At 40.0% G+C, this 19730-nt stretch carries 20 protein-coding genes; 7 read left to right on the plus strand and 13 right to left on the minus strand.

The features are described from left to right. Window positions 1-4 precede the first annotated feature (4 nt). Together ACOWPH_RS06975 and ACOWPH_RS06980 are read right to left on the minus strand one after the other, a co-directional pair. Entirely contained in the window at window positions 5-3220 is a 3216-nt protein-coding gene (locus ACOWPH_RS06975; RefSeq protein WP_015214699.1) for an efflux RND transporter permease subunit, read from the minus strand. Between the two features lie 15 nt (window positions 3221-3235). Then, on the minus strand, window positions 3236-4576 hold the full coding sequence (locus ACOWPH_RS06980; protein WP_015214700.1) for an efflux RND transporter periplasmic adaptor subunit: 1341 nt from the start codon (window positions 4574-4576) through the stop codon (window positions 3236-3238). A gap of 586 nt (window positions 4577-5162) precedes the next feature. On the opposite strand from ACOWPH_RS06980, the gene ACOWPH_RS06985 reads away from it, so the two are divergent. Next, entirely contained in the window at window positions 5163-5705 is a 543-nt protein-coding gene (locus tag ACOWPH_RS06985; RefSeq protein ID WP_015214701.1) for a phycobiliprotein lyase, read from the plus strand. Window positions 5706-5870: 165 nt separating this feature from the next. On the opposite strand, the gene ACOWPH_RS06990 is transcribed toward ACOWPH_RS06985, so the two are convergent. Further along, a complete protein-coding gene (locus ACOWPH_RS06990) occupies window positions 5871-6101 on the minus strand; it encodes a hypothetical protein (RefSeq protein WP_042464962.1) in 231 nt (76 codons plus the stop codon). A gap of 3 nt (window positions 6102-6104) precedes the next feature. Between ACOWPH_RS06990 and ACOWPH_RS06995 the strand changes: the two genes are divergently transcribed. Further along, window positions 6105-6449: an RNA recognition motif domain-containing protein gene (locus ACOWPH_RS06995; protein ID WP_015214702.1), complete on the plus strand. Its 345-nt coding sequence runs from the start codon at window positions 6105-6107 to the stop codon at window positions 6447-6449. Window positions 6450-6560: 111 nt separating this feature from the next. On the opposite strand, the gene ACOWPH_RS07000 is transcribed toward ACOWPH_RS06995, so the two are convergent. Beyond that, complete coding sequence (locus ACOWPH_RS07000) at window positions 6561-7124, minus strand: Uma2 family endonuclease (protein WP_015214703.1); 564 nt, start codon at window positions 7122-7124, stop codon at window positions 6561-6563. Between the two features lie 711 nt (window positions 7125-7835). Between ACOWPH_RS07000 and ACOWPH_RS07005 the strand changes: the two genes are divergently transcribed. Next, entirely contained in the window at window positions 7836-7997 is a 162-nt protein-coding gene (locus ACOWPH_RS07005; protein WP_242043141.1) for a BrnA antitoxin family protein, read from the plus strand. Window positions 7998-8201: 204 nt separating this feature from the next. Here ACOWPH_RS07005 and ACOWPH_RS07010 read toward each other — a convergent pair whose 3' ends face one another. The 4 genes from ACOWPH_RS07010 to ACOWPH_RS07025 form a co-directional block, all read right to left on the minus strand. After that, a complete protein-coding gene (locus ACOWPH_RS07010) occupies window positions 8202-8612 on the minus strand; it encodes a type II toxin-antitoxin system death-on-curing family toxin (RefSeq protein ID WP_015214704.1) in 411 nt (136 codons plus the stop codon). After that, on the minus strand, window positions 8590-9198 hold the full coding sequence (locus ACOWPH_RS07015; RefSeq protein WP_250855144.1) for a hypothetical protein: 609 nt from the start codon (window positions 9196-9198) through the stop codon (window positions 8590-8592). Before ACOWPH_RS07015 ends, ACOWPH_RS07010 begins: the two co-directional genes overlap by 23 nt. A gap of 105 nt (window positions 9199-9303) precedes the next feature. Then, window positions 9304-11013, minus strand: a complete 1710-nt coding sequence (locus ACOWPH_RS07020) for a diflavin flavoprotein (RefSeq protein ID WP_015214707.1) — start codon at window positions 11011-11013, stop codon at window positions 9304-9306. Window positions 11014-11203: 190 nt separating this feature from the next. Then, window positions 11204-12952: a diflavin flavoprotein gene (locus tag ACOWPH_RS07025; protein WP_015214708.1), complete on the minus strand. Its 1749-nt coding sequence runs from the start codon at window positions 12950-12952 to the stop codon at window positions 11204-11206. 110 nt (window positions 12953-13062) lie between these two features. Between ACOWPH_RS07025 and ACOWPH_RS07030 the strand changes: the two genes are divergently transcribed. From ACOWPH_RS07030 to ACOWPH_RS07040, 3 genes are all read left to right on the plus strand, one after another. Further along, the gene (locus tag ACOWPH_RS07030; RefSeq protein ID WP_085930367.1) at window positions 13063-13851 is read left to right on the plus strand and encodes a pantothenate kinase; all 789 of its coding nucleotides are present in this window, start codon (window positions 13063-13065) and stop codon (window positions 13849-13851) included. 85 nt (window positions 13852-13936) lie between these two features. Continuing rightward, window positions 13937-14362 (plus strand): hypothetical protein, encoded by a 426-nt coding sequence (locus tag ACOWPH_RS07035; RefSeq protein ID WP_015214710.1) that lies wholly within the window; start codon window positions 13937-13939, stop codon window positions 14360-14362. Between the two features lie 12 nt (window positions 14363-14374). Next, a complete protein-coding gene (locus tag ACOWPH_RS07040) occupies window positions 14375-14860 on the plus strand; it encodes a type II toxin-antitoxin system VapC family toxin (protein WP_015214711.1) in 486 nt (161 codons plus the stop codon). Between the two features lie 40 nt (window positions 14861-14900). On the opposite strand, the gene ACOWPH_RS07045 is transcribed toward ACOWPH_RS07040, so the two are convergent. After that, window positions 14901-15716 carry an alpha/beta fold hydrolase gene (locus ACOWPH_RS07045; RefSeq protein ID WP_015214712.1) on the minus strand — a complete coding sequence of 272 codons (816 nt, stop codon included), beginning with the start codon at window positions 15714-15716 and terminating at the stop codon, window positions 14901-14903. Window positions 15717-15811: 95 nt separating this feature from the next. After that, window positions 15812-16279 (minus strand): NUDIX hydrolase, encoded by a 468-nt coding sequence (locus ACOWPH_RS07050; RefSeq protein WP_015214713.1) that lies wholly within the window; start codon window positions 16277-16279, stop codon window positions 15812-15814. A gap of 476 nt (window positions 16280-16755) precedes the next feature. Here ACOWPH_RS07050 and ACOWPH_RS07055 point away from each other — a divergent pair, with 476 nt between their 5' ends. Continuing rightward, window positions 16756-16935: a hypothetical protein gene (locus ACOWPH_RS07055; RefSeq protein ID WP_015214714.1), complete on the plus strand. Its 180-nt coding sequence runs from the start codon at window positions 16756-16758 to the stop codon at window positions 16933-16935. A gap of 190 nt (window positions 16936-17125) precedes the next feature. On the opposite strand, the gene argH is transcribed toward ACOWPH_RS07055, so the two are convergent. From argH to larB, 3 genes are all read right to left on the minus strand, one after another. After that, window positions 17126-18511 (minus strand): argininosuccinate lyase, encoded by a 1386-nt coding sequence (gene argH / locus ACOWPH_RS07060; protein WP_015214715.1) that lies wholly within the window; start codon window positions 18509-18511, stop codon window positions 17126-17128. 90 nt (window positions 18512-18601) lie between these two features. Continuing rightward, window positions 18602-18814 carry a hypothetical protein gene (locus ACOWPH_RS07065; RefSeq protein ID WP_015214716.1) on the minus strand — a complete coding sequence of 71 codons (213 nt, stop codon included), beginning with the start codon at window positions 18812-18814 and terminating at the stop codon, window positions 18602-18604. Window positions 18815-18913: 99 nt separating this feature from the next. Next, entirely contained in the window at window positions 18914-19708 is a 795-nt protein-coding gene (larB, locus tag ACOWPH_RS07070; protein WP_015214717.1) for a nickel pincer cofactor biosynthesis protein LarB, read from the minus strand. Window positions 19709-19730: the final 22 nt, after the last annotated feature.

Below are 19730 nucleotides of genomic sequence, written 5' to 3' on the forward strand. Positions count from 1 at the left end.
TATCTTACTGATACTTCCTTTTCCAAATCCGCAACCTGATAAATATAGGTTTAGCCCAACGTCCACCAATTAAATCGTGTAACAAAGTATAAAAACAGGGAATAATAAACAGCGTTAGCACTGTTGCTAAAGACAAACCAGAAAATACGACTACACCCAATGGTTGGAGAAATTCTGAACCATCTCCAATTCCCAACGCGAGAGGGAACATACCTAAAACAGTCGTAATGGTTGTCATCAAAATAGGGCGTAAACGTTGGGGTGCGGCTTTTAAAATTGCGGTTTTGCGGTCAATGTGTTCTCGTTCCCGAAGTTGATTAGCTAGTTCCACCATAATAATGGCGTTGTTAACCACGATACCTACTAACAAGACCGCACCGACAACTACTGTTGCGCCAATGGCAGTTTCAGTAATATAAAGCCCAAAAATACCCCCAGCTAATGCTAGAGGAATAGTAAACAAAATTACAAAAGGGTCTACGAGGGAATTATATTGTACAGCCATGACGACAAAGACTAAGAAGATGGCTAATCCTCCTAACACTTGCAGCGAGTTTTGTAGTTCTTTATTAGATTCCGCTGTCGCACTGGGTAAAAGACTCACCCCTTGGGGGAAATTTGCATTGTTGAGGACTTGATCTACCTGTTCTAGCGCTTGAGTTAGACTTGCTCCTTCTGCCAAATTACCCGCTATGAGGAAGACTTGACGCTGATTAATCCGTTGAATTTCTCCTGGTGCTTGCGCTTCGGCAATTTTTGCTACATCACTCAAGCGGATTTGTTGATTACCTTCCACAAATAGAGGTAATCTCTCTAACTGAGAAGTTGATTGTACAGAAGTTTCGTCTAACTGTACCCGGACATCAACTAAACGGTTATCCCGTTGCAGTTGGGTGGGTATACTACCTTCAATTGCGGTCTGGATTGTGTCTCCGATATCTTTGGTATTTAAACCAACTTTTGCAACTCGTTCCCAGTCGGGTAATATCTGAATTTCTGGTTGACGCGCATCTGCCTCAGGACGGAATCTGACTGCGGTGGCTTTTTGTTCTAAATTTGCTAATAATTCCCGACCGGCTTGTTCCAAAGTGTCGGAGTCATTTCCTTGGAGAATGATGTCAACATCAGCGTTGCGAACAGGGGAGTTGTTGAGAATTAAACCCCGCACTTGACCAGGGGTGAGACGGAGACGAATATCTACTAAGTTAAGCTTGCTAAATTCTTTGGTGACACGTTCAACATAAGTCTCTACGTTTGAGCCTGGTTTAAGGGTAATAGTGCTGGAACTTCGCAGAGGGTTAGCAGTGCTGTTGTTACCAAAGAGAAAACCGCCAACTGTAGAAAATACATATTCTGTTTCTGGCTGTTGACGGAGAATGCCATCTACAGCTTTCATGACTTTTTGGTTAGTTTCTAAGGGTATACCGGGGGGAAACTGAGCAATTAAGTTAACTTGTCCGGTATTGATGCGAGGGAGAATTTCTTGGGGAATTTGAGGAGCTATCCACAAGCTGCCACCACCTAATAAGATAATTGTGAGCGCAATTGTCAATAATCTCCAGCGCAATATACCACCTAAAAAGCTACTATAAGCTCTTGTTGCTGCCTCAAAACGGCTATTAAATACCCGCAATGGCCAAAAATTATTGAGGGAACTAGAAACAGGTAAACTTAATAAACGCGATGTCAGCATGGGAACAACGGTAACGGCAATTAAAATTGAAGCCGCTACAGAAAAACTGATGGTGAGAATTAACTCGTTGAAGAGTAATGAGATAAAACCACCAATTAATAAAAATGGCAATACTGCAACTAAATTAGTACTAGTGGAAGCAACTAAAGCTGATTCTACTTCTCGGCTGCTATCTTCAGATTGTTGAATAATTGACGAAACTGATAATTTTGATTCTTGATTGCGAATTTTTACTTGACTAATTCCCTCAGCTATGTTTTCTAACATGACGATGGAATTATCAACCACAATTCCCACGCCTAATGCTAAACCACCTAAGCTAAAAACGTTAAGTGACAAGCCAAATAAACCCATTAAGATAATCGCTGTTAAAGATGCTAGGGGAATGGAAACGACAATAATAAAGGTTTGGCGTAGAGAACCCAAAAAGAGTAAAACTGCGATCGCAGCTAAACCTGAGCCAATTAACCCAGAAGTAGTCACATTCGCTATGGAATCACGGATAAATTTTGATTCATCTAAGGTAGCTGTGAGAGTTGCTTCTTGAGGAATCACACCCCCTTTTTGCAATTCTGCTAGACGTTTTTTCACGCCATCGACAACATTGATGGTGTTAGCATCTGGCTGTTTTTGAACGCTGACTTTTACTGCTTCTTCGCCATTGAGAAAAACATAGACTCGCTGTTTTTCTGATCCATCAATAACTTCAGCAAAGTCTCGCAAGTAAACACGGTTTTTGATAGCAGAATTTGGCGCGGATACTTCAAAGGAAAGATTATTAAGTTCATCGGCACTTTGGAAGCGTCCCACAGTCCGGGTTAAAGCTTCTGAATTTGTTCCTAAAATCCGACCACCGGAAATATCTTGGTTGCGGTTTTGGAGTTCATTGAGTACATCTGTCAAACCCACACCAACGGCTTGGAGACGTTCTAAATCAATATTTACCCTGACTTCTTCCTTCACTCCTCCCGATACACTGACCCCAGCAACTCCTTCTACTACGCCCAATTCACGGGCTAATTCTTCTTCGGCAAAAACTCGTAAATCAACACCTTTAAGAGAAGGTGAAGTGATCGCAAATTCATAAACAGGTAATTGGGAAGGATCAATTTTAAATACCCGTGCTTCTTGAATATTATCTGGTAATTGGTTTCTAGACCGGTTAAAGGATGCTGTGGCATCATTGAGGGCTTGGTCAATATTTCCTCCCGGTCGAAAGTATAAATCTAAACTAATTTGACCTTCACGGGTTTGGGAAAAAACCTGAATTACACCTTCAGTCGCGGAAAAGGCTTCTTCTAAACGTTTTGTGACTTCATCAACTGCTACCTCTGGAGAAATTCCTGGGGCTTCTATCCGCACCCCAATCCGGGGATAGGTAATAGATGGAAGTAAATCTACAGGTAAACGAATAATGAAAAATACGCCCATGACAATCACAGCCAAGGTGAGCATGAGTGTACCAATATGCTGGCGGATAGAAATAGCACTGATACTAAATCCGTTGTTAGTGTTTGTTGTCTGCATTTTTCCAGCTTGTTGTTATTTTTCTGACAAAATTGATAATTTCACAACTGCACCATCTTTTAATGGCTGACTACTGCGAACAACATAACTTTCTCCTGGTTGTAAGCCAGAAAGAATTTCTACTTTACCGTTTGCTGTTTTCCCTAAAGTTACCGTTCTTTCTTTGACCTTGGGTTGACCGTCTTTTTCATCCAAGACAAATAATTTGCCATTGTTTTCTTCTTGTCGTGTTTGTCTTTGGGAATCAGTAATTGCTGTTTGTGACACTACGACTCGCTGTGGTGTCCCAGAAGTAAAATTGACTCGCGCTAGTAGTCCACTACCAATTTTTCCACCGCTATTAGGAATCACTACTTCTACCGGTACTAAACGGGCTGTACTATCAGCAGTTGGAGAAATGCGAGTAACTCTACCCATGATATTTGTCTCCGGGAAAGCATCTAGTCGCACTTTTACCGATTGTCCAACCTGAATTTTTCCTAGTTCTAATTCAGATACTTGGACTACGACTTTAATCCGACTGAAGTCACCTATTTTTAAGACTTCGTTACCTGGTTGGAGGAGATTACCTGGTTCTGTGACTTTTTCTGTGACGATGCCAGTAATGGGGGAGATTAAGCGGGAGTATGAACGGCGTTCTTTGGCCGCAGAAACTGCTGCTTGTTGGGCAAATACTATACCTTGGGCAGCAGCGACGGCTTGCTTTTCGGTTCTGACTTGTGCAATTGTGGCTTGAAGGGCTTGGGCTGCTGTTTGAGCTTTGGTTTGAGCTTGTTGGGCGACTTGTTCGGAAATTGCGCCCTCTTTCAATAATTTTTGTTGTCTTTGAGAATCTGCTTTGGCTTGTACTACTTCTAACCGGGCTTTTTCTACTTCGGCGTTTGCATTACTTACCTGGGTCATGGCCCTGGCTACTTCTGATTGACGGGCTGCTAGTTCTGCCTCTGCCTGCTGTAATCCTGTTTTGAGGAGAACATCATCTAATTGGCTGATGATTTGTCCTCGCTGGACTGTATCTCCAACGTCTAGATTTAATGCTAGTAGTCGCCCTTCTACTTGCGATCGCACTGAAACTATCCGAAATGCTGTGGTGTTACCTATATATTCTGCTGAGGGGCTTAATAAGTTGGTCTGTGCGATCGCTATATCTACAGCAGTTTCATTATTACCTCTTTCTCTACCACCCGGTTGCCTAGACTGCGCTTCAGCTGATTCTTTTGGCAATGAACCACAACTTGCTGTCAATAATCCCAGTAAACAGAATGTGAATAAACTATAGCCATTCATGACTGGGTTGGCAACTAGAGAAGTGGGGTTTTTAACCTGTTTTTCTGACTTATTTCCGTCCAAAATCATGAATATTTCTCCAATTGAGGGAGTCTTTGCACTCAAATCGCAGTTTATTAGCAAGTAATTTTCAATAGATACAAATGACAAAAATAGCGATAAAAATTTAGCTTTTTCATGCTATTTATGTATCCCCAATTACTTTTTTTACTAAATAAAACTGACAGAATTTTTACTATATCCAGAGGATATAGATGTATATAATTTCTAATGATCCCAGAAACTATAAAATAAGTATAAAGATTTTGTCAGCAAAATGTAATAGGTAATTAGTCATGGTTTGAGTAGGTGAAATCAACAAACAAGAATATCAAACCATCGTTTTTGCCACCCTGTGCTGACAGCAGTAAGGCTTACGCAGTTCTTTCTACTTAATTGGTCAGCGGTTTTACCATTTCTAGCTCCTGATCGGAAATGTATCTCAAGGACTAGTATTTTTGACTTTTTTGTGTAAGTATTACGAATAGTAAACAATTATTGCTTTAGTCGCCATCATAGTATAAGTCCAGATTGATGACAAGGCGATGGACTTACTGAGCATAAAAATACAGACACGGCAGCAACTTATTCACTGTTTAGATGAGGAAGGTAATAAGTGACATCACCGCTTAAAATTATCCAAACTGCTGATCAACAGGAGATTGCAGAGTTTTTCCTAGCATCAGTAGGTGATTGGCGATCTGAACGGCGCTATTACACCCTACCCCAAGGAGAAACTCAAGAGATGGTCAGTATGATTACCATCCAGTTTTTAGAACAGGGGGAAGATGAATTGCAAAAACTGGCTCAATTACATGATTTGCCAAATTTAGAGATTTTGACTTGTGGTGCTAAAGTCACTTGGGAAAGCACTGATATACACAAAGCTAGAAAAGAATCGACTGGTATGACAGTGTTTGGTGTGCTGGGAAAGATTTTGTACCGCGATCGCGGTTTTGCTACAACTAAACCAGTCACCGCCCAATTTTATTTCCCCAATCCCCAAACCATGTGTTTGCGAACCGAGTACAACAACTCAGTCTTTGAAGAAGAAATCAAACTCATTGGTAATAAATACCGCACCAGACAGAGTATAATTTCCCGTGCTGGTGAACAGTTAATGATTGGTCAATACTTGGAAAAGCGGATTAGCAGTTAGGTATTGTCAGTTCTAGCCAAGTGGTGGCAATTCAATAACCTCATTCTGCAACCAAGCATAAAATCCTTGGCCTCCGCTAAAATTGGAACATATGGGAGAATCAATGGATAATTGAGCAGAAAAGTTCCACTTATCTATCCTGGCTAGGCTTGTCTTCACCACCCATCAAGTGGGTTGAGATACCAGCCAATAAGCAGTTTGCAAGGACTGATAAAAAAGTTTATAAAAATTTTGTGAAATTTTTACCCAAAAAGCCGATTTATATGTAATGATTGTGGAGAGAATTAATTCGGCGATTAGTGTTTTGTTGTTAGTATTGACAGGCTTTCCACTTGTGGTATTTACAGACTGCTCTCCGAAATCTAAATCTCTACAAACCCGTGATTTTGGAGACATAATATGTCGGTTTACGTAGGTAATCTTTCTTACGAAGTTACACAGGATGCTTTAACACAGGTCTTTGCAGAATATGGTTCTGTAAAGCGTGTTCAGATCCCCACTGACCGTGAAACAGGCCGTGTACGCGGTTTTGCTTTCGTAGAGATGGGTACAGAAGCAGAAGAAACAGCGGCTATCGAAGCACTTGATGGTGCTGAATGGATGGGTCGTGACTTAAAAGTTAATAAAGCCAAGCCCAAAGAAGACCGTGGTGGTTCCTTCGGCGGTGGCGGCGGCGGTGGTCGCGGTGGATACGGTGGCGGCGGCGGTGGCCGTGGCGGCGGTGGCGGCGGTGGTCGCTACTAAGTAGCAACTACGACGTTCAATCTGCTAAACCATTAAGTTTTGTTAGATAAAAGTGACCCATTCCGGCTGCGGGGTGGGTTACTTTTTTGGTTTTTAATTTTCAATTTAATTTTAAAGCTGTAATTCAAATCCTGGTAAAACATCTTCTCCAAAAAGTACAGCAGGAAGTTGAACGATTTCTACAAGTTTTCCTAGTCGGTAAATTTCTGTTTGTTTGTCTTGGGGATTAATTAACCAACCCAAACGCAAACCATTATCTATATATTCCTGCATTTTTTCTTGCAGGGTTTTGAGTCTGTCTGATTTTGATCTCAGTTCAATAATAAAATCTGGTGTGAGTGGGGGAAATTTTTCCCGTTCTTCTGCTGTTAATGCTTCCCAACGTTCTAGTTTTATCCAAGCAACATCAGGTGAACGTTTCGCACCATTGGGAAGTCGGAAGATGGTTGAGGAACTAAATACAATTCCTAATTTGGTTTGGTGATTCCAAAGACTGACTTTAAAATTTAAATCAGATTCACTACGTCCGCTTTCTCCTCCTACTGGTGGCACAATAATTAATTCTCCTTGTGCATTGAGTTCTAAGCTTACATCTTTATTGGCCATGCAGAGTTGGTAAAACTGATCATCTGTCAGGCGAATAACTGTATCTAGGTTTAAGGTGACAGTATTCATTTCAGGTTATTAGTGCAATTGTTCTGTGTTAAAATTTTCAGAATCAACAGACCTATAAAAATATTATATGTTTCAATCCCTAATAGGGATTAATAGGGATTAAGAGAAATTTTTCTCGTTCCTAGTCTCTGACTAGGAATGCAGTTGATGAGGCTCTGCCTCAACCACTACTACAAAAGCTGGTAAAATGGCTTGTATTCTGGGATTGGAGGCAGAGCCTCTTGATAGGCATTCCCAGCCGGAGTCTGGGAACGAGGGATTATACACGGTTTAATGATTTTATTTTTCTCGTTCCTAGTCTCTGACTAGGAATGCAGTTGATGAGGCTCTGCCTCAATTACCAGCACAAAATCGGGTAAAATGGCTGTATTCTGGGATTGGAGGCAGAGCCTCCTGGTAGGCATTCCCAGCCGGAGTCTGGGAACGAGGAATATATTTTTTATTTTCCTGCATATTGCATTTACATCACCTTTGTCAAAACTCCAAAAATGTGATGCTTGGGGGGAGGAAAGCGATCGCTTGTGGATGGTAAACTTCAAAAATGTACTATCATTTTTTATTCTACGTAGGTTGGGCTGAGGAACGAAACCCAACATTTCCTTGAATTTGTTGGGTTTCACTTCGTTCTACCCAACCTACTATTTTATTAACTTAGCATTTCTCCTTTGATAGGATGTACGAATGTGCATATAAGATGAGGATGAATAAATTATGGAAACTGAGTATAATTTTAGTCAAGGTAAACGGGGTGCGATTGAACCCACACCACCGGGAAAAACTCGGATTACAATTCGCCTAGATGATGAAATACTGATATGGTTTCGTGAGCAAGTACACCAAGCGGGTGGGGGGGAATTACCAAACATTGATTAATGATGCCTTGCTTGAGTATATTCAACAACGCCGTGAACCCTTAGAAGCAACTTTAAGAAGAGTATTGCGAGAAGAATTAGAAAAAATGGGAAAATGAGAGCTTTAGCCTAGATCATCGTAGATATCGCTAAAATTTTGTCTATAAAGAGAGGCTCGTCAAGCCAGTCTCATAAAAACATGATTTACTCTAAACATTGACAAAGTTTAAAATAGTTCCATAACACAATCTCTCAATATTTCAATCAATTCTTCTTTACTGACTTTATTATCAGCAACCTGTATTGTTAATTGCTCTGCTTCCTTTGGTGTCATGTTTAGGTCATAATCATTTAAATTTAAAAATGTTATCATGACATCAAAAGCAGTTCGTTTATTTCCATCTATAAAAGCATGGTTTTTAATAATATGAAACAAATATGCTGCTGCTTGTTCAACAATTGTAGGATGTAAAAACTTTCCTGCAAAACTTGCTTGAGGGACGCAAATTGCGGAACTTAATAAATCTTTATCTCGGATACCTAATAAGCCACCATATAGGTTAATCTGTTTATTATGTATATTTAAAACATCTTCTTCTTCAATAAATTTAGGATTATGCAAGTTTTCTATACACATAATCCCATTTTTCTGTAGATGCTAAAGAAATCAACATAGCTTCTGATTCTTTGGGTGTAATATCTCCTAAGTTAAAAGCACTAATCTCTTCTTCCGTAAAGGCATTTGCCTTTAAAGAAGCTTTGATAAGTGATTGTAGAAAGTGCTTGAAAGATTCTGTAAGAATGTATAATTTATAAAAATTTTTATCTACAATAGGTACAATTTCTATTTTAGATTGATTTTTATTAAATAGTTCCACAAAACTTATAGTCATTTTTTTTAATATTTCTTGATTTTTTGTAATTAAGTATAAATCAAAGTCTATAAATTCCATATCTATAATTTCTTTCATTATAAAATAATGTTTTACATATAGTAACAGAGGTAATTCACCCTGGATTTCTTTTTCATAAATTACCTGATATAGTTTTTTTCTCTTAATCAACTTTTCAAGTAACTTTTCTAATTCCTCTTTAAGCTGACTAAGAGATATTTGCCGACTATTAGCCAACTCGATCATTTCCGCAATTGCTTCATCTTGCGGGTTAGCATTATTTAAGCATCTGTTCAGGACTTGTATCCTTTCCTGAATGCTGTCAATCATCTCCTGTGGGAATGTAAAGGTGTGCAGCATATTTTATCTGTAATTCAGATTTAGGGAATTTGCTCGTTCCTAGATTTTACCTGGGAACGAGATCAGGAGTATTATTTAATAATAACTCGCCGATTTGCGATGATGTACAGCAGTCACAGCATCTTGATTTAACACTTTCCCATCATTAACAGTTGCATAAACCAACCAATGATCACCGGCTTCCATACGACTTTGGACAGAACATTCGAGGTAAGCTAAAGCACCGTTGAGAATAATACCACCATTACTAGCTTCTTCTGTTTCCAAACCCGCAAATCTATCTTGTCCGGGGGCGTAAACCTTCATGAACTGCTTGCGTATTTCCCTGCCTTCAGCTAAGATATTGACGACAAATTGATTACCAGTGTAGGTTAGAGTTTCCATAGCCCGTTCTTTAGCTACCGCAATGGTTAAACCAGGAGGGTTAAAGCTGGCTTGTGTTACCCAAGATGCTAACATTCCTGTTTTCACTTCTCCTTGAGTTGCGGTGACAACACACAGAGAACCAACTATCCGTCCAACTGCTTGTTCTACATTAGTAGCGGGTTGTTTAGCCACAACTGCTCTTTTCGCGGCGCGTTTTAGTGCTTGGGCGAAATCGGTTCCGGCTTCTTCACAGGTTTGTAGGGTGACTTCGTTGGGTTTGAACTTGACGCGAATGGTGTCAAAACCAAATCTGTAACCTGCGTCTTTGAGTTTTCCTTCAATTAAATCAACGGCTTCTCCACTCCAACCAAAAGAACCAAAAACCCCAGCTAATTTATTATTTGTAGCGGTAGAAAGAACAATTCCTAAAGCTGTTTGGACTGGTGTAGGTGCGTGTCCACCTAATGTGGGAGAACCAATGACAAAACCGGCGCACTTTTCAACTGCGGCTTTGATTTCTTCGGGTTCGGTAAATTCGCAGTTAATTGACTCGACACTAACACCTGCTTTGGTTATACCACGTGCGATCGCTTGAGCTACAGTTGCAGTATTCCCATAAGCAGAAGCATAAATCAAAGCCACCCTCATATCAGCGTTGGTTTGCTGTTGAGTCCATTCCCGATAAGAGTGGGTTAATCCTTGTAAGGCATATCTTACCAAAGGTCCATGACCAGTGGCGTATAATCTAATTGGTAAATCTGCCAATTTATCTAAAGCTGTTTCTACTTGTCTGGCGTGGGGAGCCATGAGACAATCGAAATAATAACGCCTATCTTCGTTAAAGACTTCCCAACCTTCATCAAATACTTGGTCGCCGCAAATATGCGCCCCAAATAACTTATCAGAAAATAATATTTCTGTTTGGGGATCATAAGTACAAAGTTCATCTGCATAACGGGGATTAGGTGTAGGAATAAATTGCAGATCATGTCCTTTACCTAAATCTAGGGTTTCGTCTCCCCGCATTACTAGAATTGGTAAATCCTGATTTTCCAATGCTGCTTTTAAATTTATAGCTCCGGGATTTGAACAAACAAAAGTAATTTGTGGGGCAATTTCTCGTAACGTTTTTAATGTCGCAGCCCGGTTAGGATTGACGTGACCAAGAATTACATAGTCAACGGCTTTAATATCAATCCGTTGTTGTAAAGCTTGGAGATAAATTTCGGTGAAAGTTTCCCCTGGTGGGTCAATTAAGGCAATTTTATCACCTTGAATTAAAAAAGAATTCGCTGTTGTGCCTTTAGCTAGAGCGTATTCTATTTCAAATCGTAACCTTGTCCAACTGCGCGATCTTAATATTGTTGTATCTGTCCCAATTGGCAGAATTTGTACATCACGGGGTTTAGTATTTTCCATAATTTGCTGATATGTGATTGATAATTTGTAATTTTTCTAGCTATCTTCAATGATTTGTCAAGAATCTATTTTTTCGTGGTCATAATTATAGCAATGGTGAACATTGCCCACCCCACAAGGTAATTAATAATTCATAATTCGCAATTTTTAAGTTCTCTTCAATTACGAATTACGAATTACAAATTACGAATTAATAGTGGTTTCCGACTTTGCGATGGTGTACTGCTGTAAGTGCGTCAGGATTTGATACTCTTCCAGCGTAAACTGTGCTGAATACTGCCCAATGATCGCCGCAGTCCATTCTGCTGACTACTTCACATTCCATGTATGCTAGGGCATCACCTAAAATGGGCGCACCGTTTTCTGCTGGTTGGGTTTTGACTCCTTCAAAACGATCTGCACCGGGGGCGAATCGTTTTAAGAAGTGTTTCATTAATGGTTGATAGTTACCTTCTTCTAATACGTTGAGAACGAAGCGATCGCCTACTTGCATAAGTGATTCAATTGCTCGGTCTTTGGCTACAGCGATGGAAAACCCTAATGGTTTAAAGCTGGCTTGACTTACCCAAGAAGCTAACATGGCGCTAGATACATCGCCTTTTTTGGCTGTGATGATATATAAACCGCCGCTAATTCTCCCCAAGGCTTTATCTAAGTCAGCACCAAGAGATTTCATGGCTTTGATGCTTTTATCTCTTGTTACCCACTGTCCTAAGTCGGTTCCGGCTTCTTCGCATTTTTTGAAAGTGTTTTCTGTTGGTGTTTCCCGAATTTCAATTACGGGGAAAGCAACATTTAAACCCGCAGATCGGAATTTATTTAAAATTGGGTAAGTGGGTTCATCATTTCCACCACCGGTTTCAAAAATACCGATCGCTTGTTTTTCTTTGGCAGAACCTAAAACGGTGCTTAGTGCAGCTTGAATTGTAGGGTTTTCAGTGGCTGGGGGCATTCCCACAACTATACCTGTACAGCGTCCTACCAGTTCCCGCAACTCTTGTAAATCAACTGCTCCACCCAAATCTATCATTTCCACCGCTACGCCAGTTTTAGTGATACCATTGGCGATTGATTGCGCCAAGCGATCGCTATAGCCATACTCGGAAACGTAAAATATCCCTACTGGTGTTTCGGCCTTGGTTTGCCCTTGACTCCAACTGCGATAACGTCCCGTTAGTTCCTCGACATTGTGGTAGAGTAACGGCCCGTGTCCAGTAGCAATCATCTTGATAGTTTTCAATTCTGCCATCCGCTTCATCGCCGACAACACGGAACGGGAATTTGGCCCCATCAAGCAATCGTAGTAATATTTAAAATCTTCTTCAATTGCAGCCAAGTCATCATCAAAGGTGCTTTCTGTGCAGTAATGCAAGCCAAAAGCATCGCAAGTGAAGAGAGTTTGGGTTTTGTGGTCAAAGCTGAAAATGGTGTCAGGCCAGTGTAAATTAGGGGCAATGACGAATTCAAATTCATGACCATTTCCTAAATCCAAGCGATCTCCATTTTTGACAATTCGCCGTTTAAAAGGTCGATGTACCAAATCTTCTAAAAACTGAATCGCCACCTTAGAACCGACTACAGTAATATCAGGAGCCATTTGCAGCAAATCTTTAACCAAGCCGCTGTGGTCTGGTTCTGTATGGCTGATTATTAAAAAATTTATGTCTTCAGGATTGATTAAACCCGTGAGTGTATCAAAATAGAGCTGACGAAACTTTTCGTGAGACGTATCGACTAAAGCAATTTGCTCACCACGAATCAGAAAAGAGTTGTATGTTGTACCGTTTTGTAGACCAAACTCAATATCAAAGCGATCGCGATCCCAATCCAAAGACCTAATCGCCGTCGTATCTTCAGCAATTTCAACAGTCTGTATGGTGAGACGTTTTTCTGGGGCTGGATTTCCCTGCCCTTCATGTTTATCGGTGAGTAACACCATAACTCCCCTCCTTGACAAAATGAGTATTTATTCCTCTTGCTTTATTGTGACACGGGTTGAATATTAGTTTTTCTTAAAAAACCTATGGCTGACTTAAGAAACTTAAAACTGTGAACGAAAACCGTTGGTTAGCATTGATGATTGGTAATTCCCGCTTGCATTGGGCTTTATTTATCAACCAAACTCTCCACTCAACCTGGCATACACCTCATATATCAGAGTCTGATATACAACAGTTAGCTCAAACAAATACTTTTCCTCTCTCACCATCTTCTTCTATCCCCATCTTCCTCTCTCCCCATCTCACCATCACTCTCGTTTTAGCCTCCGTAGTTCCTAGTCAAACACAACTTTGGCAAACTTACCCCAATGTCCGTTTAATTAGCTTAAACAACATCCCCCTCCAGGGTATGTATCCCACTCTAGGAATTGACCGCGCCCTGGCTTTATATGGAGCCGGCAAAAAATGGGGTTTTCCCATATTAGTGATTGATGCCGGCACAGCACTGACTTTTACAGGTGCAGATGCTAATCAGCGTTTAATTGGAGGCGCGATTTTGCCAGGTTTAGGTTTACAATTAACAACACTCGGTCAAAAAACCGGACAATTACCATTATTAAAAACCAGTGAAATCATAGAATTACCACCACGGTTTGCCATGAACACACCAGAAGCAATTCAAAGTGGAGTAATTTACACATTATTAGCAGGAATTAAAGATTTTGTTGAATCTTGGTTGTCTTTATTTCCTGACAGCAAAATCGTAATTACCGGAGGAGATAGTAATTTGTTAACAACCTATTTAAAAGCCAGATTTCCAGACATAGCAGCAAGGTTAATTGCCGAGACAAATTTGATTTTTTTAGGAATGGCAAAAATCTTATTTGGGAATAGTTAAGAGAAATATGAATTTTTAACGTAAGTAAACATAACAAGTTACAGATGACATAGAATAGAGATAGCAGTTTACACCTCATGAAATTATGCCTAAAACATTAATGATTGATGTTATTATGCAGCAGTTAGACGCTCTTTCTGTAGAGGAGCTACTAGAAGTGAGAGCCAAAGTCAATGCTTTGATTCCAGTTAAATCATCTCGGTTAGCAAATATTGAGAATGCTAAAAGCCATTTTAATGAAGCACTCGAAAGATCTGCTCTCTTATTAGAGGTGTCAAAATTAGTGACTAGTAACGAATGTCCAGATAAATGGCTGATCCTCAAAATTCGAGAAAGTTTCGCCCCAGTGGTTGAATTAGAAGTCAATACAATCCATACAGATAATTCTTTTAATTCTTTAGAAAAATTCATAGAACTGGTAGATGAATGGATGGCTGATGAATCCGATTATGACCAAAAAACCTATCCTCAAATCGAAGCTGCTTTAAACCAAAATCGGCTTGTATTTTAGCAGCAAAAATGAATGAGTGAAATTACAGAACCAAAGAGTAGAGTTATCTTGTTAGATACTCATCCACTGAGCAAAGTAACCCATCCTAAAATAGATCCAAAAGTACAGCAGTGGTTGAAATCTTTAGGAGATAATAAAACTGTAATACGTGTGCCAGAAATAGCTGACTACGAGCTTCGACGTGAACTAATCAGAGAAGATAAGAAAAAGAGTTTAGATCGTCTTGATGCACTCAGCCAAACTTTTCTTATTCCCATAACTCCTGAAACAATGCGAAAAGCAGCAGAGTTATGGGCATGGGTAAGAAACCAGGGAAAACCCACAGCAAGTAATGACAGTTTAGACGGTGATGTTATTCTTGCTGCTCAGGCAATTATGCAACTAAAGAGTTTTGATGAAGTCATTGTTGTGACAACAAATTTAAAACACATATCACGATTTGCAAGCGAAGGAATATCTGTCGAAGATTGGCAGCAAACTTTAGATAATGTTGTTTAATTTGAGCCTTGTTTTAACGAGCCACTATATAAATTAGCAATTACAAGTTTTCCTTGACAAAATCCCGAATATATCCAGCCACAACCCCAGCACAAGATTCAGGTAAATTATTTTCTGCATGGGCAATTATCTTTAACTCAGCTTTAGAAATTAGTCGCCCATAAGTATTACTTTTAGCTAAAGCATTTGCTGTATCTTGACCACCTTGCAAAATTAAACAAGGTACTTCTAGAGAGTACAAACGATTTTGTAATAATTCTGCCTCAATTTCTACTTGCTTTCGGTTAAATAATAACTGACAAGCTGTAGGATATTGCAACAATTTTTGTCTTAGTTGTAAGTCTTCAGTAATTTTTTGTTCCCAACCAATTAATTTAATTAAAGGCTTTAGTAAGCGTAAAATTTTAACTACCATTGGTGAACAATTAAACAATTGCTGCATTTTTTGCCAATGCTGTTCTTGTCCTGCTACCCCTACACCCTCTGGTTCTAACAGTACCAAACCAGATACTTGTTCTGGATATTTTAAAGCATAACTAGCTGCAATCCAAGCCCCAATGGAATCTCCTACTAAATAGACTTTTTCTAATTTCACAGCTTGGAGTAATTCAGCTAAACAATCTACTTGTAAATCTATTGAATGGTGAATATTAGGATTTTCTGATTCACCAAAACCTAATAAATCAGGTGTTAAGCAATGGATATCTTGAGAAAGTAATCGCATGACTGTTACCCATTGATTACTATCATTCCAAGCACCATGCAAAAAAATTACTGGAGTTCCTTCACCAACTTCGAGCCAGAACAATAGCCCTTGAGAAAGTTTTCTCCGGGAGTTACGAAATAGTATATCCATATTAACTTATGCACCAACTATTAACAGATTCTAGATTTTAAATGATAGAGTCCCGATTAAATCTAAAATTCAAAATCTAAAATCTCTAACTTTTATTATGCCAATGTTGTTAAACCATTTAAATAGTCTTGTAACTGGCGAGCATGGTCATGAGACATCTGTGGTTGAGGTAGGGAACTAGGAGAAAAAGCTTGAATTTGCAATACTTCTAAGGAGTCATTAACCTTCATTTCTCCTTGTACTTCTGCTTCAACTGCAATACAAATTGAATGAATTCTAGGATCTCGATCTGGTGCAGAGTAAACACCAACCAAACGCCGAATTTTCAACAACTCAAGTCCGGTTTCCTCCATTAACTCCCGACGGACTGCGTTAGGAATATCCTCTCCCCAATCCACCATACCACCAGGTAAAGACCAGCAACCATCATCTCGCCGTCGAATTAGCACAATTCGACCATCAGGTAAAATCGGGATAACACTAGTACCAGTAATGGGATGTCGAAATATAATACCCAATACTGTTTGTCCAAAGTGCCATAAAGAACGTGTTGACTGGATCACTGGTGTAAAAATAGCAAGGATGTTTAAACTGCAAATTTTTGTACTTTCTAGTTTCCTAGTACTGAATATAGACCGATGTCGTTGCAGTGGAATAACTAGGGTTTATGATTTAGGATTGCTATATGTTAGCAAAATAAATTCAGGAAAATTTGCCTAAAAATCTGAATTTCTCAAATGTATTGCTGGTTTGAATTATTGACTAATTCTCTAACTAAACTGATGTTTGTATTGCATCTATATTGTTGTGGAAATCAAGGAACTACTTGTAATCTCACGGATAGATGAATTACATCTAAATTTTCACTTTTGCAGAAATAATTCTAAATTTAGCTTGACATAGACTCCTGTAATACGGTAGACTAGTATACTGTTTCAAGTATATTGATTTTCTGCACTAGGCTAAAAGTATATCAATAACATCGGTAGCTGATATTGCCTAGATGCCGATTTTTTTGTTGTTTATTCATGAGGTGAATATGGCCAAGCGCCGTAATCCGAAAAAAGAAAAGGCGCTACGGAACCAGGCGTATGCCAGAAAGTTTCGTAAACGGACGACTACAGGAAGAATGCAAAGAAGGTTCCAACAAAGACCACCTAAGAGTGAAGAAGAAGAAGGAACAGGAGCAGCAGCAGTTGATGGAGCTGAAATGAATTAACTGTTTAAATAACTACTCTTGAATTAATTTTTTATCTTCGGGCGTACATTTATTTTATTTGTACGCCCTTACTTATTTAGGGGTTGCTGATAGCGTGGCGTAAGCCATATAAGTCTTTTCGTTAGGGCTAGGAGTCAGGAGGCAGAAGGCAGAAAATGAATACAACTCAGCACTCACCACTCGGTACTCACTAAGTATTGACTTGAGTACGGGCTGCGATGATAGCTTGCTTGACTTGGGCAAAACCAGTACCACCGTAGCTGTTGCGGGCTGCAACTACTTGACGAGGGGATATTGCATCATAAATATCGGCTGCAAATGCTGGGTGTATTTGTTGCCATTCTGCCAATGTCAAGTCTTTGAGTAATTTACCTGCGGCGATACTGGTTTTCACAACTTTGCCCACCATGTTGTACGCCTCCCGGAAAGGTACTCCCCTTGCAGCTAAATAATCTGCAACATCGGTGGCATTAGAAAAGTCTTCTGTGACTGCTTGTGCAAGGCGTTGGGTGCGAAATTCTAAACCTTCCCGCAGTAAAATTGTCATGGCTTCTAAACAGGCTTTAACTGTGTTAACGCTGTCAAATATGCCTTCTTTGTCTTCTTGTAGGTCTTTATTATATGCCAGGGGTAGCCCTTTCATAATCACCAACATGGCTTGGAGATGACCAAATACACGTCCTGTTTTCCCGCGCACTAATTCGGGAACGTCGGGATTTTTCTTTTGGGGCATGATGCTGGAACCTGTGGCACAGCTATCTTTGAGGGTGACAAAGCGAAATTCTTCTGATGACCAGAGGATCACTTCTTCTGAGAGACGGCTGAGGTGAACCATGATCAAACTTGCTGCACAAAGAAATTCGATCGCAAAATCGCGATCGCTCACTCCATCCAAACTGTTAGCATAAACACTATCAAAATCTAATAGTTTTGCTGTGTAGTGTCTGTCAATGGGAAAAGTAGTTCCCGCTAAAGCACCGCAACCCAAAGGAGAGATATTCACTCGTTTATAAACGTCTCCCAAGCGTTCCCCATCACGTTGTGCCATTTGAAAGTACGCCAACAGATGGTGGGCTAAACTCACTGGTTGAGCGCGTTGCAGGTGAGTATAGCCAGGAATCAGAGTTTCAACATTTTTTTCGGCTATTTCCAGTAATACAGTTTGAAATTCCCGTAAATACTGACGAATTTGGGTAATTTGGTCGCGGAGGTAGAGTCTGGTATCAGTACCTACTTGGTCATTACGAGAACGGGCAGTATGTAGCTTTTTACCAACATCGCCAACAATTTCAGTCAGTCGTTTTTCTACGGCAAAATGCACATCTTCAGCATCAATACCCGGCTGAAATTTGCCTTGTTGGTATTCTTGGCGGACTTGTTCTAAACCTGTAACTAATTCTTCTCCTTCTTCTGGAGAAATAATCCCTGTATGAGCCAGCATTTTAGCATGAGCTTGGGAACCAGTGATGTCATATTCTATAAGTTGAATATCAAAACTTATACTGGCATTAAAACGAGCGATTGCCGGATGTAGCGCGGATTCAAACCGCTGGCTCCAAGTTTGTTTTTCTGTCATAAATTAGAAGGGAGAGGAAATAACAATTGGCGATTTTAGACTTTGAATCAGTATCAATCCAAAATCTAAAATCTAAAATCTAAAATTACCTTAACCGTAACTTGTCAGACTTTTGAGCATATAGCCAATAACCAACCCAATCAATAAAGCCCAAATTTGTCCTGTCTGGACAAAGTGGTTCCAATTTCGTTGTACCTGACCCATAAGATCAGCATCACGAACTTGTTGCGCTAGGAAAGTGATATCTACAGGCAAATGCCAAAGTAACTGAGAGATTGAATCACTTACACTTAAGTAGTTCATATTTTCTATGGTCTGGTTGTGACAATTTACAGTAGCCGATGACATCTAAAGTTTAAGCGACATTACGCATTATTGACTCTCGGTTCCTATTTGATTTTGTCAACTTTCACATTTCTGTGATGCCAAGCTCAATTTTTCAGCAGTTCGGAGGATTTGCCCTGCGAGAACTGCTGCACCAAAGCCATTATCAATGTTAACTACACCTATACCAGCTGCACAAGAGTTGAGCATTGTTAGTAGAGGTGCTAAACCCGAAAAACTTGCACCATAACCGATACTGGTGGGAACAGCAATTACGGGACAATCAGCCAAACCTGCAACCACACTAGGTAAAGCCCCTTCCATTCCTGCTACCACAATTAATACTGATGCGGAATCAATTACGTGACGGTTATTTAATAAACGGTGAATTCCGGCTACACCGACATCCCAGAGACGCTGGACACGGAAACCCGAAAGTTCGGCTGTAACTGCGGCTTCTTCGGCTACGGGTAAATCGGCTGTACCCGCTGAAAGTATAGTAATTGTGCCGGTGAATTTTGGTTCAATATTGGCAGGACTAATGGCACAAATTCTCGCCATCTCATAGTATTGCAGTTCTTTTACTTGCTGTTGCAGCGTGGCATAAATGGCTGGTTCAATTCGGGTTGCCATGACTACAGAACCGCGTTGACGCATGACTTCCATAATTTGAGCAATTTGATCAGGTGTTTTACCCTGTCCCCAAATCACTTCTGGAAATCCGGTTCTTAATTGACGGTGGTGGTCAATTTTGGCAAAGTCACCTACGGATTCATAGTGTAAGTCCTTAAGTGAGTCGAATGCCCTATCTGGGCTGATTTTACCATTGGCGACGGCTGCTAAGAGCGATCGCAAAGCTTCAGGTTGAGTCACAGCAATTTTTGGTAATTGGTAA

Origin of the sequence: Anabaena sp. PCC 7938 (assembly GCF_049315035.1) — a bacterium.
In the GTDB taxonomy this organism is placed as follows: Bacteria; Cyanobacteriota; Cyanobacteriia; order Cyanobacteriales; family Nostocaceae; genus Anabaena; species Anabaena cylindrica.